This is a genomic window from Agrobacterium sp. 22-210-1 (genome assembly GCF_053522525.1).
This window is the reverse complement of record NZ_JBNWCI010000001.1, coordinates 398515-422092: the sequence shown is the minus strand read 5'-3', so window position 1 is coordinate 422092 and position 23578 is coordinate 398515. Positions and strand designations below refer to the sequence as shown.

General features: G+C 58.5%; 18 protein-coding genes. 9 read left to right on the top strand and 9 right to left on the bottom strand.

Going from position 1 to position 23578, the window contains the following annotated elements; all coding sequences use genetic code 11:
* Window positions 1-26: 26 nt before the first annotated feature.
* Together rpoD and dnaG are read right to left on the bottom strand one after the other, a co-directional pair.
* Window positions 27-2081 carry an RNA polymerase sigma factor RpoD gene (gene rpoD, locus ACQZ5F_RS02075; protein WP_046798009.1) on the bottom strand — a complete coding sequence of 685 codons (2055 nt, stop codon included), beginning with the start codon at window positions 2079-2081 and terminating at the stop codon, window positions 27-29.
* Window positions 2082-2474: 393 nt separating this feature from the next.
* A complete protein-coding gene (gene dnaG / locus ACQZ5F_RS02070) occupies window positions 2475-4460 on the bottom strand; it encodes a DNA primase (protein ID WP_046798008.1) in 1986 nt (661 codons plus the stop codon).
* A 198-nt stretch (window positions 4461-4658) separates the two neighbouring features.
* Here dnaG and ACQZ5F_RS02065 point away from each other — a divergent pair, with 198 nt between their 5' ends.
* Complete coding sequence (locus ACQZ5F_RS02065; RefSeq protein ID WP_225339095.1) at window positions 4659-4940, top strand: BrnT family toxin; 282 nt, start codon at window positions 4659-4661, stop codon at window positions 4938-4940.
* A complete protein-coding gene (locus ACQZ5F_RS02060) occupies window positions 4903-5232 on the top strand; it encodes a BrnA antitoxin family protein (RefSeq protein ID WP_225339094.1) in 330 nt (109 codons plus the stop codon). Before ACQZ5F_RS02065 ends, ACQZ5F_RS02060 begins: the two co-directional genes overlap by 38 nt.
* Before the next feature lie 289 nt (window positions 5233-5521).
* Here ACQZ5F_RS02060 and ACQZ5F_RS02055 read toward each other — a convergent pair whose 3' ends face one another.
* The gene (locus ACQZ5F_RS02055; RefSeq protein WP_170979832.1) at window positions 5522-5971 is read right to left on the bottom strand and encodes a GatB/YqeY domain-containing protein; all 450 of its coding nucleotides are present in this window, start codon (window positions 5969-5971) and stop codon (window positions 5522-5524) included.
* A gap of 338 nt (window positions 5972-6309) precedes the next feature.
* Here ACQZ5F_RS02055 and carA point away from each other — a divergent pair, with 338 nt between their 5' ends.
* Window positions 6310-7515: a glutamine-hydrolyzing carbamoyl-phosphate synthase small subunit gene (gene carA / locus ACQZ5F_RS02050; protein WP_046798420.1), complete on the top strand. Its 1206-nt coding sequence runs from the start codon at window positions 6310-6312 to the stop codon at window positions 7513-7515.
* Between the two features lie 141 nt (window positions 7516-7656).
* On the opposite strand, the gene ACQZ5F_RS02045 is transcribed toward carA, so the two are convergent.
* Window positions 7657-9054 (bottom strand): MATE family efflux transporter, encoded by a 1398-nt coding sequence (locus ACQZ5F_RS02045; protein WP_052818047.1) that lies wholly within the window; start codon window positions 9052-9054, stop codon window positions 7657-7659.
* A 329-nt stretch (window positions 9055-9383) separates the two neighbouring features.
* Between ACQZ5F_RS02045 and mcpU the strand changes: the two genes are divergently transcribed.
* Window positions 9384-11474: a methyl-accepting chemotaxis protein McpU gene (mcpU, locus tag ACQZ5F_RS02040; protein WP_349506706.1), complete on the top strand. Its 2091-nt coding sequence runs from the start codon at window positions 9384-9386 to the stop codon at window positions 11472-11474.
* A 289-nt stretch (window positions 11475-11763) separates the two neighbouring features.
* The gene (locus ACQZ5F_RS02035; protein WP_046798003.1) at window positions 11764-12243 is read left to right on the top strand and encodes a DUF2938 domain-containing protein; all 480 of its coding nucleotides are present in this window, start codon (window positions 11764-11766) and stop codon (window positions 12241-12243) included.
* A gap of 41 nt (window positions 12244-12284) precedes the next feature.
* Here the strand turns inward: ACQZ5F_RS02035 and ypfJ are convergent, their stop codons facing one another.
* Window positions 12285-13217, bottom strand: a complete 933-nt coding sequence (ypfJ, locus tag ACQZ5F_RS02030; protein WP_225339093.1) for a KPN_02809 family neutral zinc metallopeptidase — start codon at window positions 13215-13217, stop codon at window positions 12285-12287.
* A 99-nt stretch (window positions 13218-13316) separates the two neighbouring features.
* Window positions 13317-13805 carry a DUF2306 domain-containing protein gene (locus ACQZ5F_RS02025; RefSeq protein ID WP_225339092.1) on the bottom strand — a complete coding sequence of 163 codons (489 nt, stop codon included), beginning with the start codon at window positions 13803-13805 and terminating at the stop codon, window positions 13317-13319.
* Between the two features lie 47 nt (window positions 13806-13852).
* On the opposite strand from ACQZ5F_RS02025, the gene ACQZ5F_RS02020 reads away from it, so the two are divergent.
* From ACQZ5F_RS02020 to ACQZ5F_RS02010, 3 genes are all read left to right on the top strand, one after another.
* Window positions 13853-14719, top strand: a complete 867-nt coding sequence (locus ACQZ5F_RS02020; RefSeq protein ID WP_225339091.1) for a LytTR family DNA-binding domain-containing protein — start codon at window positions 13853-13855, stop codon at window positions 14717-14719.
* Between the two features lie 157 nt (window positions 14720-14876).
* Window positions 14877-18365, top strand: coding sequence for a carbamoyl-phosphate synthase large subunit (gene carB, locus ACQZ5F_RS02015; RefSeq protein ID WP_046797999.1), 3489 nt, complete (start codon window positions 14877-14879; stop codon window positions 18363-18365).
* Between the two features lie 287 nt (window positions 18366-18652).
* Window positions 18653-18841 carry a type II toxin-antitoxin system antitoxin gene (locus ACQZ5F_RS02010; protein ID WP_046797998.1) on the top strand — a complete coding sequence of 63 codons (189 nt, stop codon included), beginning with the start codon at window positions 18653-18655 and terminating at the stop codon, window positions 18839-18841.
* Here ACQZ5F_RS02010 and ACQZ5F_RS02005 read toward each other — a convergent pair.
* The 3 genes from ACQZ5F_RS02005 to ACQZ5F_RS01995 form a co-directional block, all read right to left on the bottom strand.
* Window positions 18838-19977: a GGDEF domain-containing protein gene (locus ACQZ5F_RS02005; RefSeq protein WP_052818052.1), complete on the bottom strand. Its 1140-nt coding sequence runs from the start codon at window positions 19975-19977 to the stop codon at window positions 18838-18840. The genes ACQZ5F_RS02010 and ACQZ5F_RS02005 overlap by 4 nt on opposite strands.
* A gap of 147 nt (window positions 19978-20124) precedes the next feature.
* Entirely contained in the window at window positions 20125-21576 is a 1452-nt protein-coding gene (locus tag ACQZ5F_RS02000) for a UdgX family uracil-DNA binding protein (protein ID WP_225339090.1), read from the bottom strand.
* Window positions 21576-22808, bottom strand: a complete 1233-nt coding sequence (locus tag ACQZ5F_RS01995; RefSeq protein WP_046797995.1) for a putative DNA modification/repair radical SAM protein — start codon at window positions 22806-22808, stop codon at window positions 21576-21578. The genes ACQZ5F_RS02000 and ACQZ5F_RS01995 overlap by 1 nt, the downstream gene beginning before the upstream one ends.
* Before the next feature lie 222 nt (window positions 22809-23030).
* On the opposite strand from ACQZ5F_RS01995, the gene greA reads away from it, so the two are divergent.
* On the top strand, window positions 23031-23507 hold the full coding sequence (greA, locus tag ACQZ5F_RS01990; protein ID WP_026363859.1) for a transcription elongation factor GreA: 477 nt from the start codon (window positions 23031-23033) through the stop codon (window positions 23505-23507).
* Window positions 23508-23578: the final 71 nt, after the last annotated feature.

Here is a 23578-nt window from a genome sequence, read left to right as displayed (position 1 = left end):
GTTCAATTTTAAAGGAAGCGGAACGCTTAGCTGTCGAGGAAGCTGCGCAGCTTTCTCGAGCGGCTCGGATGCTTCAGCTTGCGCAGCGCCTTCGCCTCAATCTGACGAATACGTTCGCGCGTAACCGAGAACTGCTGGCCGACTTCTTCCAGCGTATGGTCGGTGTTCATGCCGATGCCGAAGCGCATACGCAGAACACGTTCCTCGCGCGGCGTCAGCGAAGCCAGAACGCGGGTTGTCGTCTCGCGCAGGTTCGCCTGAATGGCGGCGTCAATCGGCAAGAGCGCATTCTTGTCCTCGATGAAGTCACCGAGATGCGAATCTTCTTCGTCACCCACGGGGGTTTCGAGCGAGATCGGCTCCTTGGCGATCTTCAGAACCTTGCGCACTTTTTCAAGCGGCATGGCCAGCTTTTCGGCCAACTCTTCCGGGGTCGGCTCGCGGCCGATCTCGTGCAGCATCTGGCGCGAGGTGCGAACGATCTTGTTGATCGTCTCGATCATGTGAACCGGAATACGGATCGTGCGCGCCTGATCGGCGATCGAGCGGGTGATCGCCTGCCTGATCCACCAGGTCGCATAGGTCGAGAACTTGTAACCACGGCGATATTCGAACTTGTCGACCGCCTTCATCAGGCCGATATTGCCTTCCTGAATGAGATCGAGGAACTGCAGGCCGCGATTGGTGTATTTCTTCGCAATCGAGATAACCAGACGCAGGTTGGCCTCGACCATCTCCTTCTTGGCGATGCGCGCTTCGCGCTCGCCCTTCTGCACCATGGAAACGATGCGGCGGAATTCGGCAATGGAAATGCCGGTTTCCGTGGAGAGGTTCTGGATTTCCTGACGGATTTCGCGGATCGTGTTGCTTTCCTCGCGGGCGAATTCCTTCCAGCCGCGGGCGGCCAGATTAGCGATCGACTTCATCCAGTTCGGATCGAGTTCCGCACCGTGATACTGCTCGAGGAAGCTGTCGCGCTTGACGCCGTAGGATTCGGCAAGGCGCAGCAGCCGGCCTTCATTCTGCATCAGACGCTTGGAAATGTCGTAGAGCTGCTCGACGAGGCTGTCGATACGGTTCTGGTTCAGCGACAGCGACTTGACGGCCGTGATCAGCTGATCCTTCAGTTCCTTGTAACGACGCTCCTGGCCGGAAGAAAGCGTGCCCGTGCAGGCCAGACGCGCCTCAACCTGCTGGTCCTGAAGCTTGCGCAGCTTCTTGTAGGTATCAGCGATGGTGTCGAGCGTTTCCATGACCTGCGGGCGCAGTTCGGCTTCCATCGCGGCAAGCGAAAGATTGGACTCGTCGTCGTCCTCCTCTTCCTCTTCCGGCGGCAGGCCATCGCCACCCACATCGGTCACGTCATCGTCGCCGGTCGGCGCACGCAGCTTGCGGGTCTTTTCCTTTTCTTCGGCAGCCTTGCGGTCCGCCTCGATCTTTTCCGGGCTCTGGAACTGCGGCGCAGCCTTGGCCTCCGGACCCGAATAGGTGGTCTCGAGATCGATGATCTCGCGCAGCAGCGTCGTGCCTTCATTCAGCTCGTCGCGCCAGATGATCAGCGCCTGGAACGTCAGCGGGCTTTCGCACAGGCCCGAAATCATCGTTTCGCGGCCAGCCTCGATGCGCTTGGCGATGGCGATTTCGCCTTCGCGCGACAGAAGCTCGACGGAACCCATTTCGCGCAGATACATGCGCACCGGGTCATCGGTACGGTCGGTCGGTTCTTTCTTCTTGGCGGTCGCAAGTGCTGTGCCGCCGGAGGGCGCCAGTTCGCCGCCTTCGGAATCTTCCGATTCCGAATCGTCGCTTTCAGCCTCGCCAGACGCTTCTTCCGCATCCTCGTCCTCGATGACGTTGATGCCCATATCGGACAGCATAGCCATCGTGTCTTCGATCTGCTCGGACGTCACCTCTTCGGACGGCAGGACGGAATTCAGCTCGTCCATCGTCACATAGCCGCGCTTCTTGGCGGCCTTGATCATTTTCTTGACCGCGTCATCCGAAAGATCGAGAAGCGGACCGTCCGTCGCACCGTCGCGTTCGTTTTCTGCTTCTTCGTTTTCTTTGACTTTGGTTGCCATCTATCTCGTCGCTTTCCCTCACGCTAACACCTGTTCCGCCGCATCGCCGTCCGCCCCATGAGCATCCAGCGGTTTGCCGCGAATCACTGTCAGACACCTAACGGAGTGATCTTTAATTGCCGATTAACCACGGCAGCCTCAGGCAGAATGCAAAGACAGTGCACCCGGAAATGCTTGCTCATGCAATTTCTATCCGCCAAGGCTCATTCCACCTTACTTTTCCTGAAATGGTGATTCCCGCTATTTCCCGCCCCGTCAAGCCTTTGAGGGCGAGACAGCCACGGAAATTCTCAAAAAAGGCCGCATTTCGCGGTTATCACCAGACTATCCCCTATTTAGGACGCTTGCCGCAAAAGGCAACCCCACACGTCTTTCAATTCTTGGCCAGCCCTCTCAGCCATGGCCGAAGGCCGGCCCCTTCACCCGCCCGGACATAACCCCGAAACCATCGATGATCGCCTCCTGATTTTCCATTCGGCCGATTTCCAGCTGAACCTCGGCCAATGCCCGTACCAGAAGCGTGCCACGCTCGTCATCCGTCGCCTCGGCAATTTCCCGTTCCAGCTCCCGCTTCTGCCAGAGCAGGGATTTGGTTCGCTTGTGCAATGAAAGCGCCTGCACATAACCTTCACGCGCATCTTCCATCGCCGCCTGTTCAGTCGCCGTCCACAGCCGGGCATTACGCACCTGCTGGTCCATCGTCTTCAAAAGCGCCTCGAAATCCTGCTGCGACAGGCGCTCGATCAGCCCGGCCCGCGATATCTCCGCCGCACTTTCCGCCGCATAGGTCAGCACCGTCGACCACAGACGTTGCAGATCACGGTTCTCATAGTCTATGGCAGCGATCTCGTCATATTCCTCGAGCAGCAATTCGGGATGGTTGACGATGGTGATGGCAAGAACGCTTTCCCGGAGCGAGGGCTTGGTCTGATACCCCCTCACCAGGCCCGATTGCGCCAACCGGTCCGAAATACTGCTGGCAGGCGTCGACATCGCCCCGCCCCGTCCCGGCGCATTGCGCTGGAAGCCACGCCCGGCTCCCTGCCCGCCATCGCGACGGAAGTTACCGCCCTGTTGCCCGCCCTGCTGAAAGCGGGGCTGGAAGAAGCCATTCAGCCTGTCGCGCATATCCTGCTGATAAAAACGGCGCACCGTCTCGTCGCCGATCACGGAAACGATCTGTCGCAGGCGGCTTTCAAGCTGGGCTCGCTTTTCGGGCGTATCGAAGGTAACGGCGGATGTCTCACGGCTCCAGACCATCGCCGCAAGCGGCTTTGCTTCCGAAAGCACCCGGTCAAAAGGCGCGCGCCCCTCCAGCCGCACGAGATCATCCGGGTCCTTTCCGTCAGGCAACAACGCAAAGCTGACGGAGCGGTCCGGCTTGATATGCGGCAGGGCCAGATCCGCCGCACGGTTGGCGGCGCGAATGCCGGCGCCATCGCCATCGAAGCATAGGATCGGCTGCGGCGACATTTTCCACAGGAGATCGAGCTGGCTTTCCGTCAGCGCCGTACCAAGCGGCGCGACGGCGTTTTCGACACCGGCCTGATAAAGCGCGATGACATCCATATAGCCTTCAACGGCGATGACCGTGCCGCCGGCAGCCTGCGAGGCGCGACGGGCGCGGGCAAAATTGTAAAGAACATTGCCCTTGTGAAAAAGCTCGGTCTCGTTGGAGTTCAGATATTTCGCCACCGCATCCGCCGCCATGGCGCGGCCGCCGAAAGCGATCACCTTTTCCCGCGACGACAGGATCGGGAACATGATGCGGTCTCGGAACCGGTCATAAGAAACCGGTACGTTTTCATGCACCACCAGCCCGCAGGCCTCCATCTGCTCGCGCGCCACACCCTTGCTCGCCAGATGCTCTTTGAGAGCATTGCGGCTATCCGGCGCAAAACCAAGCCTGAAGGTCTCGATGGTGCGCCCGGTCAGCCCGCGATCGCGCAAATAAGCCCGCGCCCGCGCGCCAAGCGCCGTCTGTAACTGATCCTGAAAGAACAGCGTCGCCATTTCCATGACGTCCTGCAGCGAGGTGCGTTCACGCTCGCGCTTTTCCGCCTGCGGATCGGGCTGCGGCATGGAAATGCCGGCCATATCGGCAATCTGCTGCACGGCCTCGGGAAAACTCAAGCCCTCAAGGTCGGTCAAGAACCGGAAATGATCGCCGGAAACACCGCAGCCGAAACAATGATACCGCCCCTTGCGGTCCTCACAATGGAAACTGGGGCTTTTTTCACCGTGGAACGGGCAGCAGGCCCAATAATCGCCCCGCGGCGTATTGGTCTTCTTCTTGTCCCAGGACACACGTCGGCCGATCACATCGGAGATGTTCACGCGGTCGCGTATCTCATCGAGAAAAGAATTGGAAAAGCGCATGGGTTACCTGTTCGAGGCCAGTCTTTCATATAAGCGCATAAAGGCCGCAATACAAAATGGGTAGGTAAATAATACCCACTATTCACAGGCGGCATTGACATCAGTGTATATACAGAAGAATATACGATTGTATATACATGCACGGCGCATGAATGCCTATGAGCTGAAAGCAGCGGTAGGCAACTCATGGATATCGTGATGAAAGATTTCATTTCCTTTGAGTGGGATGAAAACAAGCGGCTAAGCAATATCGAGAAGCACGGCATCGACTTTCCAAGGGCGGCAAGAGCGCTTTCACAACCCCATCTGGAAAGTCGCTCCGATCAAAATGGGGAGTGTCGTATTCTGGCGATATGCCCGGAAACAGACGATCTCATCGCAATCGTTTATACGATGCGGGGCGAGGTCTGCCGGATCATATCGGCAAGGGCGACAAGGAAAAATGAGCGAAGAACGTATCGTCAGATATTCTCTGGATGAGATCCGGAAAAAGATCGCCAGGGGTGAAGATCGCAGCGATTGGGCGCGTGTCGACGCCATGACCGACGAGGATATCGACCGCGCCATGCGCGACGATCCGGACTGGGCCGGCTTTGAAGACATCGACTGGTCGAAGGCCGAAGTGGTTTTCCCCACCCCCAAGCAATCGATTTCCATTCGCGTGGACCAGGATGTCGTCGATTTTTTCAAATCCACCGGCAAAGGCTATCAAACCCGGATGAATGCGGTTCTGCGCCACTATGTGCATGAGCAGAAAAAACGGCCAGGTTGAAGATGCAAAGCCGCCATTGCGCCTGCTTCCGGCGAATTTATGGCAGTGCAACATCACCAAAAATTATGTTTTTGTAATTTGAGCGCCCCGTCGCGACGGTGTAAAAACAAAACACAGTCAAAGGCAGTGCGTGAACATTTCCATAAATCTGCCGACGCCCACAGGCACGTCCCCCTAAAAAAGCCTGTGAGGACCGCATTTTGATCCGCCGGAATGCGCTTTCGTCGACAGAAAAAAGGCAGGGTAGCCTCGGCTACCCTGCCTTTACTTTTTTCAACATGGTGGAAGTCTACTTCAGCAAGTCCTTGACAACGCCGGAGGCCTTCGCAAAGTCGATCTGGCCGGGATAACGTTCCTTCAGCGCGTTCATGCACTTGCCCATGTCACGCAGACCGGAGGCGCCGGTTTCGCTGATGACGGCCTGGCACAGTTCGCGCACCTTCTCGGCCGGGATTTCTTCCGGCATGAATTCCTTGATGATGACGATTTCCTCGCGCTCCTGCGCGGCAAGCTCGGGTCGGCCGGCACCGTCATAGATGGTGGCGGACTCTTCGCGCTGCTTTACCATCTTGGTCAGGATCTGCATGATATCTTCGTCGCTGACGGGGTCCTTGCCCACGCCGCGATTGGCGATATCGCGATCCTTGATGGCCGCCTGAATGAGACGCACGGTCGATGTACGTCGGGCGTCACGAGCCTTCAGCGCATCTTTCAAAGTATTTGCGAACGTGTCGCGCATCATTTTTCTTCTCCTTGGGAAAGCCCATTCCGCAGCTTCGCGATAGGCAAACTTTCCACCTTATTTTTCGCAACGACATAAACGAGCAACTACGCTCAAGCAAATCAATTGCATAAGCCCTTGAATCCACGGCATCTTAAATCCGCGTAAATCTTGAGCCTATGGTTGACCGCTTGGGCTGCTTTCGTTATTTTCCGGCACCTGCACGAGATTTTAACGAAGGGTCGGAACGCGAGCTTTATCGCGCGCCCCTTTATGTCACGAAGCCTGCGACAAAAATGGCCCCTTACCCCCTGCCTTTCAAGAGGCGGGGTGCGAAGCGGCAGAAACGGAACGAGATGACCGAGACAGCGCCCTGGACTACCCGCAAACCGACCGCAATGCTTGTTCTTGCCGATGGCACGGTGATCGAGGGCACAGGCATCGGCGCAACCGGCAAGGTTCAGGCCGAAGTCTGCTTCAACACGGCGCTGACGGGTTACGAGGAAATCCTCACTGACCCATCCTATCTCGGCCAGATCGTCACCTTCACCTTCCCGCATATCGGCAATGTCGGCACCAACGAGGAAGACATCGAAGACCTGACTCCCGCCGCCCGCCGCGGCGCCGTTGGCGTCATCTTCAAGGCCGACATCACCGATCCCTCGAACTTCCGCGCCGTCAAGCATCTGGATGCCTGGCTGAAGGCCCGCGGCGTCATCGGCCTCTGCGGCATCGACACGCGCGCGCTGACGGCATGGATCCGCGAAAACGGCGCGCCGAACGCTGTCATCGCCCATGATCCGAACGGCGTCTTCGACATCGAGGCGCTGAAGGCCGAAGCAAAGGCCTGGAGCGGCCTTGTCGGCCTCGACCTCGCCATCGAAGCGACCTCCGGCCAATCCTCCAGCTGGGCTGAAACGCCGTGGGTCTGGAACAAGGGTTATGGCACGCTCGGCGAAGCCGATGCCAAATATCACGTCGTCTGCGTGGATTTCGGCGTCAAGCGTAACATTCTGCGCCTTTTCGCCGGTCTCGATTGCAAGGTGACCGTAGTTCCCGCCCAGACTTCGGCCGAAGACATTCTGGCGCTGAAGCCGGACGGCGTGTTCCTGTCGAACGGCCCGGGAGACCCGGCGGCTACAGGCGAATATGCCGTGCCGGTCATCCAGAACCTCATCAAGAGCGAGCTGCCGATCTTCGGCATCTGCCTCGGCCACCAGATGCTCGGCCTCGCCGTCGGCGCAAAGACCGAAAAGATGCATCAGGGTCACCACGGCGCCAACCATCCGGTCAAGGACTTCACGACAGGCAAGGTTGAAATCGTCTCGATGAACCACGGTTTTGCGGTTGATGCCAAATCGCTGCCTGATGGCGTCGAAGAAACCCATACGTCGCTGTTCGATGGCACCAATTGCGGCCTGCGCATCGTCGGCAAGCCGGTCTTCTCCGTCCAGCACCACCCGGAAGCTTCACCCGGCCCGCAGGACAGCCATTATCTCTTCCGCCGCTTCGTCAACCTGCTGCGCGAGAGACAAGGCGAGGCTGCGCTCGCCGAGCGCTGATAGACCATCCCCATACTCTGCGTCATCCTCGGGCATGACCCGAGGATCCATAGAGACCGGGCGGAATGGATCCTCGCCTCAAGGGCGAGGATGACGGCGGAGAGTTTCGAATACACTCGTCATTACACTTACGGCCCGCTTTTAGCGGGCCGTTTGCATTTCGCGCTTCACCAGAATGACGAAGCGGACGGTGAGCAAAACAGCTGCCGTCGAAAGACCGATCACGAAACCGAACCAGACGCCACGCCCGCCAAAACCGAGCGGAAAGGCCATGGTCCAGGCAAGCGCCAGGCCGATCGGCCAATAGGAGATCAGCGCCAGCATCGCTGGAATGCGGGCATCCTTCAGCCCGCGCAGCAGCCCCGCCGTCACGGCCTGAATGCCATCCACCAGCTGGAAGACGCCGGCGATCACCACGAGGCTGCTGGCATAGGCGAGCACTTCCGCGGCTTCCGGCAATTTTGGATCGAGGAACCATTTCGCCAGAAAGTCCGGAACGACCGCAAACAGGATGCCGCCGCAAAGTGCAATGCCACAGGCAATGGCGTAGATCATGATGGAGGCGCGAATGAGATTTTTGAAATCTCCCTGACCGCGGGCAATGCCCACGCGCACGGTTGCCGCCTGCGACAGGCCAAGCGGGATCATGAAGGCGATCGAGGCAAGCTGCAGGGCAATGCCATGCGCCGCAAGCTGCACGGTGCCAATCTGTCCCATCAGAATCGAGGCGGCGGCAAACAGCGTCACTTCGGCAAGGATGGTGATGCTGATCGGCAGGCCGAGACGCAGCACTTCGAAAAGCGCATGCCAGTCCGGCCGCCAGAAACGCACGAACAGCTCGTATTTCTTCGTCTCCTCACGCGTCTGTACATAGAAAACGATGAAGATGAAGCTGAAGGCATTGACGATGACGGCAACGACGGCAGCACCATTCATGCCCATTGCCGGCAAGCCGAAATGGCCGAACACGAGCGCATAAGCCATCACACCGTTCATCACCAACATGATGATGGTGACATAAAGAATGATGCCCGCCCGGCCGATGGCGCTGACAAGTCCGCGCAGCACGTAGAAAAGCAAAGCTGGCAGCAGGCCGAATTTGGCGATGGCGAGATAATGGCCGGTCAACGCCGCCACGTTGGGATTCTGCCCGAGATAGACCAGAATCCGCTCGGCATTGAAGAAGATCGGCAAAGCGAGGATCCAGTAGGCGATAGCCACCCACATGCCCATGCGCAGCGAGCGGCGGGCCGCCGTCGCATCGCCCTGCCCATAAGCCTGCGCCACCATTGGCACCACGGCCACGGAAAAGCCCGAGCCAAAAATGAAGACAACGAAGAAGAACTGCCCGGCCAGCACCATGGCCGCCAGCTTTTCAGCCCCCAGCTGCCCGACGATGACCATGTCAGTGGTATGGATGCCAAGCTGCGCGAGCTGCGCACCAATAAGCGGAATTCCAAGCGCAAGCGTAGCCTTGAAATGCGAAAGCCACGACCCCGATCCGGAGGGAACGGTTTCTGCAACAACCGACGAAGACATTGTAATTCACCTGAATTTTGGCCATTGCCCGCGAATTGCGCAACGGCAGCAGGGTGATGAATAAAATATTCCCTTCCTGCACGCAACCTTTGCAGCCCGATGATCAAAATTTACGCAAAATGGCAAAACCTGCCGGCACAGTCTGAAACGGCATGAACCAAAACAAATTTAGTCGAATTTTACCATTTCACTTTACGTATTAGAACATCGCGTAGTTCTTTTAAATCATAAGCTGCATGACGCAGAATATTCCCGCCCTAGAGGCATGTCTTTCCCCCCATTCTCCAAGATGACCCGACCGGGCATATCTGGTTTCAAGGACGTGTAGCTTGCCAAAAAAATCCAACCTCATGACGCGCATTCTGTTTGCGGCATCATCACTTGTTGTCGCCGCCTTTGCGGGATTTTCTTTCTATATCGATAGCCTTCAGCACCGGGTCACGACGGAAGCGGTGGCGGAAAACATCGATTCGTCCGGCAAGCAGGCCGCACAGAGCATCGCAAACTGGCTGAACGGTCGCATCATGCTCACCGACACGGTGGCGAAAACGCTTGCGAAGCTTCCGGAGGACGATGCCAAGCTGCAGTTCCTTCAGAACGACGTGCTGACAGCGCAGTTCATGTCCACCTATTTCGGCAATGCCGAAAACGGCGTCTTCACGACGTTCCCGAAAACACCGCTTCCGGAAGGTTATGACCCGCGCAAGCGCCCCTGGTATCTGGATGCGGTCAAGGCCGGCAAGCCGGTGCTGACCGAACCTTACACCGACGCCTCGACCGGCGGCCTCGTCATCACTGCAGCGATGCCCGTTTCCGTTGATGGCAAGTTGGCTGGCGTGACGGGAAGCGACTTCTCGCTGGATTCGCTGGTAAATATGATCAAGTCCGTAGATGCCGGCACGGACGGTTACGCCTTCTTGGTTAGCAAGGACGGCAAGATCCTTATTCATCCCGATCCGAAACTCGTCGATAAGCCGCTGAGCGATCTTTTCAAGGTCAACACACCGGCAATTTCCTCGGCGATTTCCCAGACCGAAATTGACGGCAAGGGCAAGATCACCAGCTTCATCCCGGTTGCCGGCCTGCCCTCGGTCGACTGGTATCTCGGCTTTGTCGTCGATTCCGATATAGCCTACAGCGCAATCGGCCAGTTCCGGCTGGCAGCGACCATCGCCACGGTTCTTGCCGCTGCAATCATGATCGCGCTGCTTGCAACCGTGCTCTCCCGTTTCATCGTCCGCCCCGTCACACAGATGACCTCGGCCATGGAAGGCCTTGCGGCCGGCAATCTCGATGTCGCCATTCCCGGCCAGGAGCGCACCGACCAGATCGGTTCGATGGCCGCGGCAGTCGCCGTTTTCAGGTCGAACGCCATGGAGCGCCTGCGTCTCGAAGGTGACGCCGAAGAAAACCGCACGCTTTCCGAACAGGAGCGCAACGAGCGGGAGAGAAGTTCGGCGAAAGACGCGGCGGACATCCAGTTCGCGGTCGACTCGCTCGCCAAAGGTCTGGCGCATCTTTCGGACGGCGATCTCAATTACCGCATCGACACGCCTTTCGTGAGCCGCATCGACCGCCTGCGCGACGATTTCAACAATTCCGTCGCCAAGCTGAATGTGGCGCTCAGCACCGTTGGCCAGAATGCCCGCGCAATCGACGCCGGTGCTGGTGAGATTCGCCAATCCGCCGACGATCTGGCACGGCGCACGGAGCAGCAGGCAGCCTCGGTGGAAGAAACCGCCGCGGCGCTCGAGGAAATCACCACCACCGTGAAGGACTCCGCCCGCCGCGCCGAGGAAGTCGGACGTCTGGTTGATCGCGCCCGCGGCAATGCCGAACAATCCGGCATCATCGTCGAAGATGCGGTTCGCGCCATGGAAGGCATTGAAAAATCATCGTCGGAGATCAGCAACATCATCGGCGTGATCGATGAAATCGCCTTCCAGACAAACCTTCTGGCGCTGAATGCCGGCGTGGAAGCGGCGCGTGCCGGTGAAGCCGGCAAGGGTTTTGCCGTCGTCGCACAGGAAGTGCGCGAACTTGCCCAGCGCTCCGCCAATGCCGCCAAGGAAATCAAGACGCTGATCAATGCCTCGACATCGCAGGTGCAGTCCGGCGTCGATCTCGTCGGCAATGCCGGCAAGGCGCTGGAAACCATCGTCCGCGAAGTGCAGGAGATCAATCGCCACATCGACGCCATCGTGACGTCGTCGCGCGAACAGTCGACCGGGCTTCAGGAAATCAACACCGCCATCAACACCATCGATCAGGGCACGCAGCAGAATGCCGCCATGGTGGAGGAACAGACGGCTGCAAGCCATGGCCTTGCTTCGGAAGCGGCGGCGCTCAACGATCTGCTCGCGCAGTTCCAGCTCGCCACGGCAACGCGACGGCAGGCGGAATATGGGCGGGCTGCTTAGGGGAACCGCCTGCTCGTTTAGTGGAGGCAACGCATACAAACGCCGTCACCCCGGACTAGATCCGGGGTCCAGCGCGATCAAGTCCTTGATCGCGAAAGACTCATTCCTCACGGCGCAGACGCGCCGTAGCTGGATGCCGGATCAAGTCCGGCATGACGGAGGATAGGTTTCAACCTCTTTCATGGCCGGATCGATCCGGCCATTTTTATTTGCTGTGCGAAAGATACCCCGTTCTCTCCACCGGCCCGATCCGCTAGAGCTTGATCGATCATGATATGCGGAGGGATCTATGCTGGAACTGATTTGGCGCGGCATTGCCATGGGCATTGGCGGCACGGTGTTTATGGATATATGGGCGATTGTGCTGCATCGGTTTTTTGGCCAGTCAGCGCCGAACTGGGCGCCGGTCGGCCGCTGGTTCTGGCATGTGCCAAAAGGTACGATATTTCACGATAGCATCGCCACAGCCGCGCCTTATGAACATGAACTGGCGCTCGGCTGGATTTCGCACTACGCCGTCGGCATCCTCTACGGCATCATTCTGGCGCTGGTGGTGCCGGCTGCCTGGTTTGCAAACCCGTCCTTCATCCAGCCGTGGATCGTCGGCATCGTCACGGTGGGCGCGGGCTGGTTCCTGTTGCAGCCGGGTCTCGGCATCGGCTGGGCGGCCTCAAAAACGCCCAATCCCACCAAGGTTCGTGTTCTCAACCTCGTTGCCCATACGGTCTTCGCACTCGGCATGTATGCCGTGGCACTTTTGATGCGCTAAACAAAAAAAGGGGGCTGAAAGGCCCCCTCCTCTCTTCATTCTCAAAGATTGGCCGAGAACGTATCGCAATCCTCGACACGGCCGCTCTGGAAACCGCGCTTGAACCATTCCGCGCGCTGTGCCGAGGTGCCGTGGTTGAAACTATCAGGCACCACATAACCTTGGGTCTGCTTCTGCAACGTGTCGTCACCGATCTGATGGGCGGCGTTCAACGCTTCCTCAAGGTCGCCGGTTTCGAGAATGCCCTTCTGCTCGGTGAACTTGCCCCAGATGCCGGCATAGCAATCCGCCTGAAGCTCCACGCGCACCGACATCTTGTTGGCATCCACCTGGCTCATCGACTGGCGGCGGCGGTTGAACTCCGGCAGAACGCCGGTCAGGTTCTGGATGTGGTGGCCCACCTCATGCGCAATCACATAAGCCTGCGCGAAATCGCCGGCCGCGCCGAAACGCTGGTCCAGTTCCTTGAAGAAGCTGGTGTCGAGATAGACCTTGCGGTCGCCCGGGCAATAGAACGGACCGCTGGCGGCAGAAGCATAACCGCAGGCGGAAGACACCTGACCGGAGAACAGAACCAGCGTCGGCTTCTGATAGGTCTCGCCGGCGGACTGGAAAATGCCACTCCACGTATCTTCGGTCTCGGCCAGCACGGTACGAACGAAAGCCGTCGTCTCGTCAGATGATTGCCCCTGCGGACGCGTGCCGGGCTGCTGGGTTCCGGATTGCTGCGTTGTGCCACCACCATCCAGTGAAATATCGCCGCCCGAAAGCAGCGTCAGCGGATTGATGCCAAGCACCCAGCTGATCAGCAGGATGACCAGAATGCCGCCGATGCCGATGCCGCCGCCGCGGCGCCCAATCGGCACACGCATTCCCCCTCGGGAAAAAGGATCGTTGCCCGAAGGCCCCGAACCCGCTGACATGCCGCGCCGGTCCTCGATATTGTCCGATTGGCGACGCCCTCTCCATTCCATGCTCTTCTCCCGGCGAATATCGCCTCAACAAGCTGCCTTATAACGGCACTATAATACATCTTGTTCCGGAAGAAAGCAGAGGCGAAAAAACGGAGGCCTTCATGCGGTTCGGCGTCTTTGTTTCAGCACGGTCAGAAACAGGAAGGCAACCACGAGAATACCGGCGAAAACGGCCGCAAAACCAGCTTTACCGTCTCCGAAAGCAATCTGATGCATGATGCGTCCCGGAACGAAGGTGAAGCCCCCGGCAATCACGATGCCACCGAGATAAACGCTCTGCATGATCCGCATGTGGCGTCCGATATCGCCGCGGCGCGCGAAATAGACCGATTGCAGACAGCCATATATGGTGAAGACGGACAGCAGGTGGATCGGGCTGAAGCCGTAAAACATCCGCAATTCGTGGATGAAGAAAGTGGAAATGGACGTCGCGACCATCAGCGACACCCAGATCTTACCGAGCAGCCGGTGGATGGCGGTTCCCTTGGGGCGCAGGAAGATGAAGGCCCCTAGAATGGCTGCAGGCACGACGGTCAAGACATGGAATTGCACGGCGAACGGTGCGTCTAACAAAGGCTGGAGTGACATGGGTGCTGTTTCGGCTCTGTTGAAATCACCGGCAATTTCGGCAAAACATGCGTTCAGGAAAAACGGATTGGCGCCATCGGCAGGAAAACTTCGTGGATCACCCATATCTGCAATCCACGCTTCGTGAAATGCACGCGATCCTGCAATCGCGAAGGCTGTGGCTGACATTTCTCGCCGTGCTGGCGATCTTCATCGTGACCGGGCCCTTCGGAACCAGCGAAACCATGAGCTTCGCCGACCGGCTGCTTTACTGGACAATCATACAGGCCGGCGCCTGGACATTTGCCATATCCTTTTCCATCATCGCCAACAGCATCTTCGCCGGCAGCATCGGCAATATGCTGACGCGCATGATGATCGGCTCGCTGACGGCCGCCCTGCCGATCGGGCTGCTGCTCACCATCACGAACCGGGTCTTCTCGGGCAAGGAAATGGGTTTCGGGCCCTTTCTGCAAAGCAGTCTGTCATCCCTGCCTCTCTGTGCCATTTTTTGCCTGCTGAGCTATCTCACCGCCTGCCAGGCGCTCGAAACGGCGGCAGATGCCGTTACCGAGACAAACGGAGATGCCAGACGCGAGGTAAAAAGCGCCGCACCGTTGCTGGAGCGGCTGCCGCCACAAAAGCGCGGCGCATTACTGCGCCTGTCGGTGCAGGACCATTATACGCAAATCGTCACCACGCGCGGTCATCAGCTCGTTCTGTTGCGTTTTGCCGATGCGCTGAAAGAAATTGGCCAGACGGAGGGCTTGCAGATACACCGGTCCCACTGGATTGCCGATGCCGACGTTGTCTCGCTGCGTAAACAGGCCGGCCGTCTGCATGTCATTACGGGAGACGGTTCGGAAATCCCCGTCAGCCGCTCCTATAATGCAGCCGTGCAGACCCGTTTTGCCGCCCTTGTCCCTACACGTTAAGAGTTTCTGTCGATTCCGGAATTTATGGGGTTCCGTTCTCAAAAACATTTGCCTATAAGCCGCTTCTAGCCTGAAAACATTTGAATTGCGCTCCCCGGCCGGTGATCTTCCACCGTGGCCGGTGTTTTGCGCAACCAAAAAGCGGAACGAGAGAGCCATGCCGAAGCGCCAAGATATCAAGTCCATCCTCATCATCGGCGCGGGACCGATCGTCATCGGTCAGGCATGTGAATTCGACTATTCCGGCACGCAGGCCTGCAAGGCGCTGAAGGAAGAGGGTTACCGGGTCATTCTGGTCAACTCCAACCCCGCGACCATCATGACCGATCCGGGCCTTGCCGACGCCACTTACGTCGAGCCGATCACGCCCGAAGTCGTGGCGAAGATCATCGCCAAGGAACGCCCGGACGCGCTGCTTCCGACCATGGGCGGCCAGACCGCGCTCAACACTGCGCTTTCTCTCAAGCGCATGGGCGTTCTCGACCGTTACAATGTCGAAATGATCGGCGCAAAGCCGGAAGCCATCGACATGGCCGAAGACCGCGCTCTCTTCCGCGAAGCCATGGCGCGCATCGGCCTTGAAACGCCGAAATCTATGCTGGCCAATGCCACCGAAATCAAGGATGCCGACCGCAAGACCCATGAGGCGGCGCGCGCTGAGCTGAAGGCAAAGCTTTCCGGCGCTGAACTGGACAAGGCGCTGGATGATCTCGAAAACCAGTGGAACCTCGGCGAGACTGACCGCAAGCAGCGCTACATGGCCCATGCGATTGCGATTGCCGCGCAGGCAATCGACCATGTCGGCCTGCCCGCCATCATCCGCCCGTCCTTCACGCTCGGCGGCACCGGCGGCGGCATTGCCTATAACCGCTCGGAATTCTTCGACATCGTCTCGGGCGGCCTCGACGCCTCGCCGACCACCGAAGTGCTGGTCGAAGAATCGGTTCTCGGCTGGAAGGAATATGAGATGGAAGTGGTCCGCGACACGGCGGACAATTGCATCATCATCTGCTCCATCGAAAACATCGATCCGATGGGCGTCCACACGGGTGACTCGATCACGGTTGCGCCGGCGCTGACCCTGACCGACAAAGAATACCAGATCATGCGCAACGCCTCGATTGCGGTGCTGCGCGAGATCGGCGTGGAAACCGGCGGCTCGAACGTGCAGTTCGCCGTCAATCCGAAAGATGGCCGCCTCGTCGTCATCGAAATGAACCCGCGCGTCTCGCGCTCTTCGGCTCTCGCTTCCAAGGCGACCGGCTTCCCGATTGCCAAGATCGCCGCCAAGCTCGCCATCGGCTACACGCTGGACGAGCTGGAAAACGACATTACCGGCGGTGCGACGCCCGCTTCGTTCGAGCCGTCCATCGACTATGTCGTCACCAAGATCCCGCGTTTCGCCTTCGAGAAATTCCCGGGCGCTTCGCCGATCCTCACCACCGCCATGAAGTCGGTCGGTGAAGTCATGGCCATCGGCCGCACCTTCGCGGAATCGCTGCAAAAGGCTCTGCGCGGCATGGAAACCGGCCTCACCGGTCTCGATGAAATCGAAATCCCCGGCTTTGAGGAAGGCGAAGGCTCCAAGAACGCCATCCGCGCCGCCATCGGCACGCCGACGCCGGACCGTCTGCGCATGGTCGCCCAGGCGCTGCGCATGGGCATGACCGAAGAGGAAGTCCACGAAAACTCGAAGATCGATCCGTGGTTCATCGCCCAGTTCAAGGCCATCGTCGACATGGAAGCCCGCATCCGCGAGCACGGCCTGCCGCAGGATGCCGAAAACCTGCGCATGCTCAAAGCCATGGGCTTTTCCGACGCCCGCCTCGCCAGCCTGACGTCCAAGCGCCCGAAGGAAGTGGCCGAGCTGCGCAACAGCCTCAATGTTCGCCCGGTCTTCAAGCGCATCGACACCTGCGCGGCCGAATTCGCTTCACCGACCGCTTACATGTATTCGACCTATGAAATCCCCTTCGTCGGCGCAGCCCGTTCGGAAGCGCAGGTTTCCGACCGCAAGAAAGTCGTTATCCTCGGTGGTGGTCCGAACCGCATCGGCCAGGGCATCGAGTTCGATTATTGCTGCTGCCATGCCGCCTTCGCGCTGAAGGATGCCGGCTTCGAAGCGATCATGATCAACTGCAACCCCGAAACGGTTTCCACCGACTACGACACCTCCGACCGCCTCTATTTCGAACCGCTGACGGCCGAAGACGTGATCGAGATCATGCGTGCCGAACAGGAAAAGGGTGAACTCGTCGGCGTCATCGTGCAGTTCGGCGGCCAGACCCCGCTGAAGCTTGCCGAAGCGCTTGAAAAGAACGGTATCCCGATCCTCGGCACAGCGCCTGACATGATCGACCTTGCCGAAGACCGCGACCGCTTCCAGAAACTGCTGATGAAGCTGGACCTCGCTCAGCCGAACAACGGCATCGCCTATTCGGTCGAGCAGGCCCGCCTCGTCGCGTCTGAAATCGGCTTCCCGCTGGTGGTCCGCCCGTCCTACGTTCTGGGTGGCCGCGCCATGCAGATCATCCATTCGGAAGGCCAGCTCCAGACCTATCTGCTCGACACGGTTCCGGGTCTCGTGCCTGAGGACATCAAGCAGCGTTACCCGAACGACAAGACCGGCCAGATCAACACCCTGCTCGGCAAGAACCCGCTTCTGTTCGACAGCTACCTGACCAACGCCGTCGAAGTGGACGTCGATGCGCTTTGCGACGGCGAAAGCGTCTTCGTTTCCGGCATCATGGAACACATCGAAGAAGCCGGCATCCACTCGGGCGATAGCGCCTGCTCGCTGCCGTCCCGTTCACTGAGCAAGGAAACCCTTGACGAACTGGAACGCCAGACGACGGCACTTGCAAAAGCGCTCAATGTCGGCGGCCTGATGAACGTGCAATACGCCATCAAGGACGGCACGATCTACGTTCTCGAAGTCAACCCGCGCGCCTCGCGCACCGTGCCTTTCGTGGCGAAGACCATCGGTGCGCCGATCGCCAAGATCGCCGCCCGCGTCATGGCCGGTGAAAAGCTCGGCGCAGCGATTGCGGCTTACGGCGAAAAGCCGGATCCGCGCAACCTGAAGCACATCGCCGTCAAGGAAGCCGTCTTCCCCTTCGCCCGCTTCCCCGGCGTCGACATTCTGCTCGGACCGGAAATGCGCTCGACCGGTGAAGTCATCGGCCTCGACACGGATTTCGCGCTCGCCTTCGCCAAGAGCCAGCTCGGTGCCGGCGTTGATCTGCCACGCTCCGGCACGGTCTTTGTCTCGGTGCGTGACGACGATAAGGAAGGCGTTCTCCCCGCCATCCGCATTCTGGTGGAAAGCGGCTTCAAAGTCGTGGCGACCGGCGGCACCCAGCGTTTCCTCGCAGAACGGGGCGTCAACGCTGAAAAGATCAACAAGGTGCAGGAAGGCCGTCCGCATATCGAAGATGCCATCCGCAACCGTCAGGTCCAGCTCGTCATTAATACCACTGATAGCAACAAGGCGATTTCCGATAGCAAGTCGCTGCGCCGTGCAACACTGATGCAGAAGGTACCCTACTACACAACAATGGCCGGCGCGGAAGCCGCCGCCCTTGCCATCAAGGCGCTGAAGGCCGGCAATCTGGAAGTGAAGCCGCTGCAGAGCTATTTCCAGTAAGCGGCCCGCGGGAAATCCGCGCCGTTACGTGCTGAATGAAAACGAAACGCCGCGGGTCGCAAGATTCGCGGCGTTTCGCATTGCGTAATCCCCCTGCAATCCGTTTCCGGTATCAAAAACGCATCATTCCCACATGAGGTTCATGATGCCCTTATCGAAGACCGACATACCGCCCTCGGCTACAGGCGGATATATTTCACCTGTGCTTGCCCGCATGATCGCCGGCATTTCCGCGCCTGTTGACCCAACCCCGGTGATCGACACCGCAACCTTGCGGGGTTAAAGCTATGGCAGGACGTCCGCCGGGACCGGAACGGGTGGCTTTTCCGCTGCGGATCGAACCCGCAATATTGAACGTGATCAGGAACACGGCCAGCGGCGAATTGCGCAGCATCAATGCCCAGATCGAGATCTTGCTCAAGGAAGCCCTGCACCATCGCGCCGCGGCGGATGAAGTGAGCGAGCCGCAGGGCTAGGCCGCCAGCGCCTCGCGCACACAGTTACGCCCTTCGCTCTTGGCCCGGTAAAGGGCGCGATCCGCCATTTCCGCCAGCGTCTGCAGGTCGCAGCGCATCTCGCCGGCGGTCGCAACGCCGATGCTGATCGTGACACCAACGCGCAACCCACCGCAATCAACGTCATTGACCGCAACTGCATTGCGGATACGCTCACCGATAACAGAGGCTTTCTGACCACCCGCACCCGGCAGGAAGATGATGAATTCCTCGCCACCGTACCGCGCCAATACATCGCCGCCGCGTATGCTGCCGCCGATGCGTTTTGCCACTTCCTGAAGGACGCTGTCACCGACGGCATGGCCAAAACGGTCGTTGATCGATTTGAAGTGATCGATATCCAGCAGCATGGCCGCATCGGCAGGATCGGGCGCCGCAGGCATCGCCTGGAAAAAGAACCGGCGGTTCTTGACGCCGGTCAGCGGGTCGGTATTGGCAAGAACCAGCAATTTCCGTTCGGACCGCTCGGCCACCAGCATCATCACGAACAGCGCGATGGCGAAATTCAACATGATGATGAAGAAAAACGCATTGACCAGATTGATGGTGGCATAGTCCGGGAAAAATATGCTCTTCACCACGGAGAGCGAAATCAGACCGGAAATCCCGGCGATTGCGCCAAGCGCCAGACGGGAGAGAAGCCGCTCCTTGCGCCACCTTGCGAAAAGCCCAACCGCGCCCGCAAGATAGGCGAGAGCCGCGCAGCCATTGAACAAAGCCGCGCGATACGCATTGTTTTCAGCCACTTGCAGCGCGACGACAATCGCCAGCAGCGCGACAAGACAGAGGGCGACCACCGTCCGGCGGCCCACAGGGCGTCCGTCGCTCAGAACTTTCAGACCGAGCCAGATCAGCGCATAACCGACAATGCCGAAAACGACACTGCCGAGCCGCCATAAAGCCGGTGACATTATCCCCCATTCGCCGTAACCGGCGAGTGTGGAACCAATTGTCATGGCTGCAAAGCCGGCAGCAAGAGCAACCGGGCCACGCAATCCACGATTCGACAACTTTAGATAGATGAAACTCAACAATCCTACAATATAAGAGCACTTCTGCATCAATATGACTGTCGTGAGGTCGAGTTCACCCAACATAATATGTCCACGCAATAAATAAATAAGACCGATTCAATTATCATCGATAAGTATAAAATTTTAATAAAAATACCGAATCAAAAAACGTAAGTTATATTCATAAAAACTAAAATACATTTTTATATATAAATAGATCAATAAAACAATTTATTCGAATAATCTTAGAAACTCCATGTCCTTTTTGAAGAGCAGAGTTTCCGCCTCTCTCGCCCGCGCATCCGGCAGACGCAGCAGATAGGATGGATGCACCGTGACAAAAAGCGTCCGCCCTTCCTGCATGGGAAGAGGGCCGCTCCTAACTTCGGTGACTTTCTCCTTGCCACCGGTCAGGGCATAAAGCGCCGTAGCGCCCATGGCGACGATGAGCTTCGGCTGCACCAGTGCAATTTCCTGGTTCAGCCACCAGCGGCATTGCTGAACCTCACCCGCATCCGGCCGCTGGTGAATACGCCGCTTGCCGCGTGTTTCATATTTGAAATGCTTGACGGCATTGGTGACGTAAAGCCGCCTGCGGTCCACGCCAATCTCGCCCAGCGTTCGATCAAACAGCTGACCAGCAGGACCGAGGAAAGGTTTTCCGGCAAGATCTTCGTGATCGCCCGGCTGTTCGCCGACGATCATGACATCCGCATTTTCCGGCCCCTCGCCAAAAACAGTTTGTGTCGCCTTGCAATGCAGCGGACATCGGGTGCATTGGCCTGCCTGCCGCCTCAGGGACCCAAGCGAATCTTCCAGTTCCTGCGGGGCCTCCTTCCGCGCCGCGGCGGCAACAGCCTGCAGGCGGTGGTGAAACGGCTGCGGCTGGCTTGCCGCCTTGGCCGCCATATCGAGCACCCGCGCCTCCGCGCCCAGAATGAGGCCGGGAATGAGATCCGCTTCCGGCAGGTTCTTCCAGTATTTTTTTGGCATCTCCGCCGTCATCGCCTTGATCTTCAAGCGGGCCGGATTGAAAATATTGGCATAATAGGTCCGCCAGAGATCGTCCGTTTCATCTTTCAGGTCGGGTTGAGCGGCGGCCTCTCGCGACGTCTGCAACACGCTTCCATCCCATCGCGCAGACCCTTTCGGCGTCGCGATCAGCCAGTCCATGTCAGTGAACCGCCGCTGGAAAAACGGCGCCTCGCGCTCGACAATGAAATGATCCGGCTCAAACCAGGCGACGAAGCGCCGTCGCCCACCCTGCCCCTGCGGTAATGGTAACTCCTTGAAACGAACGAAGGCCGTCATCTTGTGACAGTCACGGCGGACGGATTTTTCGAGCAGTCGCGCTTGTGAAACATCCGGATCGGACTTGAACTGCAGCAGGGCGCGATCCTGCCTAAGCCGCCATAACAGCCGGTATAGTAACGCAAAACGGCCCTTATCGCTGTGACAGATCACCGCCTGCGCCAGCGCCACGAAGGCGGACGGAACGGAAACCTGTGCTTCCCCGACCCTGGGTGTCGGCAACGGCTCACCGGCAAAATCCAGCAGCCCCGCTTCGTCATCCCACAGCCGCCAGTCAATCGCTTCCGGTGGTATATTGGCGGCGAGCGCCATCCGAGCCGCGTCACGCCACTCGCCGAGATCGCCCCGCCCTTCCAGAACCGGGCCGTACATCACAACAGCGACAATTGTTCGGGCTGCGGCGCAAACATTGCCCGCAGATCCGGCCGTTCAGTCAGTTTGCCCGGCGTCCAGCCGTCCGCAACGATAAAGGCCTTCACTTTTTTCAGGGACACCCCAAAGCGGGCAATATCCTCCAGCCGTACCCGCCGAAACCGTCGCGACGAGAGAATGGAAGCGACCGTCTTGGTGCCGAAACCCGGCACTCGCAGCAGCATTTCCCGATCCGCGACATTCACATCCACCGGAAAACGGTCGCGATTTTTGAGCGCCCATGCCAGCTTCGGATCGATATCGAGATCCAGCATGCCATCGCCACCAATCGCGGTTATCTCGCCGATGTCAAAACCGTAAAACCGATAAAGCCAGTCGGCCTGATAAAGCCTGTGCTCACGCATCAAAGGCGGCTTGATCAGCGGCAGGTTTTTCGAAGAATCCGGAATGGGGCTGAAGGCCGAATAATAGACGCGCCGCAGACCATAACTGCCATAGAGCCTGGCGCTGGTGGAGAGGATGGTGCTGTCATCGGCACCGTCAGCACCCACGATCATCTGTGTGCTCTGTCCGGCGGGCGCGAAGCGCTTGGTCCGACGCGTCCGCGCCGTCGGCTCGCCCGCCTCCTCGATCTTCAGGCGGATATCGGCCATGGAGCGGCGAATATTGGCGGGCTGCTTTTCCGGCGCGAAACGACCAATACCGCTATCGGTCGGCAACTCGATATTGATCGACAGGCGGTCCGCATAAAGCCCCGCCTCCTCTATGAGCTTCGGCGATGCTTCAGGGATCGATTTCAAATGGATATAACCACGAAATCCATGGGTAACGCGCAGCTCCCGCGCCACGCGCACCATCTCCTCCATCGTATGATCCGAGGAGCGGATAATGCCGGAAGACAGAAAGAGCCCCTCAATATAGTTGCGTCGATAGAACTCCAGCGTCAGCCACACCACCTCTTCGGCAGTAAACCGCGCGCGCTCCACATTGCTGGAGGAGCGGTTGATGCAATAGGCGCAGTCATAGATGCAAAAATTGGTGAGCAGGATTTTCAGGAGCGAAATGCAGCGCCCGTCCGGCGCATAAGCATGGCAGATACCCGACCCCTCCGTTGAACCCAGCCCGCCAGACGCAGCGGAGCTGCGTTTCGTCGTGCCGCTGGAGGCGCAGGATGCGTCATATTTCGCCGCATCGGAGAGAATGGCCAGACGTTGCCTGATTGACTTCTTCATAATTATGTTCACTATATGTTCTATTGAAAAATGTCAATCATGCCGCTTAACTCCATGAATGGACGTATAAAATTGACCGCCTCAAATTTGCTGGCATTTCGCTGTCGTCTTCTGATATAGTCGGCTTAGTTATGATTTTGGCATGGTTCCGGAGTTCCTCTCCGGAACCTGTTTCTTTTTGTGTCTGCAAGTAAAAGCGACAGGACTGCGAAGGATAAAAAAATGGTAGAAAAAGTGCCGATGACTCAGGGTGGATTCGTCAAGCTGCAGGAGGAGCTGCGCTTTCGCCAGCAGGAGGAACGTCCCCGTATCATCGAGGCAATTGCGGAAGCGCGCGCCCATGGCGACCTTTCGGAAAATGCCGAATACCACGCTGCCAAGGAAGCCCAGAGCCATAATGAAGGCCGCATCACCGAACTGGAAGACCTGACCGCGCGCGCGGAGGTCATCGACCTTTCCAAGATGTCCGGTTCCAAGATCAAGTTCGGCGCCACCGTCAAGCTGGTCGATGAGGACAGCGACGAGGAAAAGACCTACCAGATCGTCGGCGACCAGGAAGCCGATGTGAAGGCAGGCCGCATTTCCATCTCTTCGCCCATCGCCCGTGCCTTGATCGGCAAGGAAGTTGGCGACAGCATCGAAGTCAACGCCCCGGGCGGCGCCAAGGGTTACGAAATCCTCGCGGTACAGTGGGGCTGATGAGCCTCACCGCAATGCGCCCCTCGCGGGCGCATTGCTTTCTGACGTATCAAACCGCCAAACCAGCCGCA

What these genes read in the sequence shown, in the direction of transcription:
- rpoD (WP_046798009.1), bottom strand. Translation starts at nt 2,081, where the DNA reads ATGGCAACCAAAGTCAAAGAAAACGAAGAAGCAGAAAACGAACGCGAC.
- dnaG (WP_046798008.1), bottom strand. Translation starts at nt 4,460, where the DNA reads ATGCGCTTTTCCAATTCTTTTCTCGATGAGATACGCGACCGCGTGAAC.
- ACQZ5F_RS02065 (WP_225339095.1), top strand. Translation starts at nt 4,659, where the DNA reads ATGAAAGATTTCATTTCCTTTGAGTGGGATGAAAACAAGCGGCTAAGC.
- ACQZ5F_RS02060 (WP_225339094.1), top strand. Translation starts at nt 4,903, where the DNA reads ATGAGCGAAGAACGTATCGTCAGATATTCTCTGGATGAGATCCGGAAA.
- ACQZ5F_RS02055 (WP_170979832.1), bottom strand. Translation starts at nt 5,971, where the DNA reads ATGCGCGACACGTTCGCAAATACTTTGAAAGATGCGCTGAAGGCTCGT.
- carA (WP_046798420.1), top strand. Translation starts at nt 6,310, where the DNA reads ATGACCGAGACAGCGCCCTGGACTACCCGCAAACCGACCGCAATGCTT.
- ACQZ5F_RS02045 (WP_052818047.1), bottom strand. Translation starts at nt 9,054, where the DNA reads ATGTCTTCGTCGGTTGTTGCAGAAACCGTTCCCTCCGGATCGGGGTCG.
- ACQZ5F_RS02035 (WP_046798003.1), top strand. Translation starts at nt 11,764, where the DNA reads ATGCTGGAACTGATTTGGCGCGGCATTGCCATGGGCATTGGCGGCACG.
- ypfJ (WP_225339093.1), bottom strand. Translation starts at nt 13,217, where the DNA reads ATGGAATGGAGAGGGCGTCGCCAATCGGACAATATCGAGGACCGGCGC.
- ACQZ5F_RS02025 (WP_225339092.1), bottom strand. Translation starts at nt 13,805, where the DNA reads ATGTCACTCCAGCCTTTGTTAGACGCACCGTTCGCCGTGCAATTCCAT.
- ACQZ5F_RS02020 (WP_225339091.1), top strand. Translation starts at nt 13,853, where the DNA reads ATGCGTTCAGGAAAAACGGATTGGCGCCATCGGCAGGAAAACTTCGTG.
- carB (WP_046797999.1), top strand. Translation starts at nt 14,877, where the DNA reads ATGCCGAAGCGCCAAGATATCAAGTCCATCCTCATCATCGGCGCGGGA.
- ACQZ5F_RS02010 (WP_046797998.1), top strand. Translation starts at nt 18,653, where the DNA reads ATGGCAGGACGTCCGCCGGGACCGGAACGGGTGGCTTTTCCGCTGCGG.
- ACQZ5F_RS02005 (WP_052818052.1), bottom strand. Translation starts at nt 19,977, where the DNA reads ATGTTGGGTGAACTCGACCTCACGACAGTCATATTGATGCAGAAGTGC.
- ACQZ5F_RS02000 (WP_225339090.1), bottom strand. Translation starts at nt 21,576, where the DNA reads ATGTACGGCCCGGTTCTGGAAGGGCGGGGCGATCTCGGCGAGTGGCGT.
- ACQZ5F_RS01995 (WP_046797995.1), bottom strand. Translation starts at nt 22,808, where the DNA reads ATGAAGAAGTCAATCAGGCAACGTCTGGCCATTCTCTCCGATGCGGCG.
- greA (WP_026363859.1), top strand. Translation starts at nt 23,031, where the DNA reads ATGGTAGAAAAAGTGCCGATGACTCAGGGTGGATTCGTCAAGCTGCAG.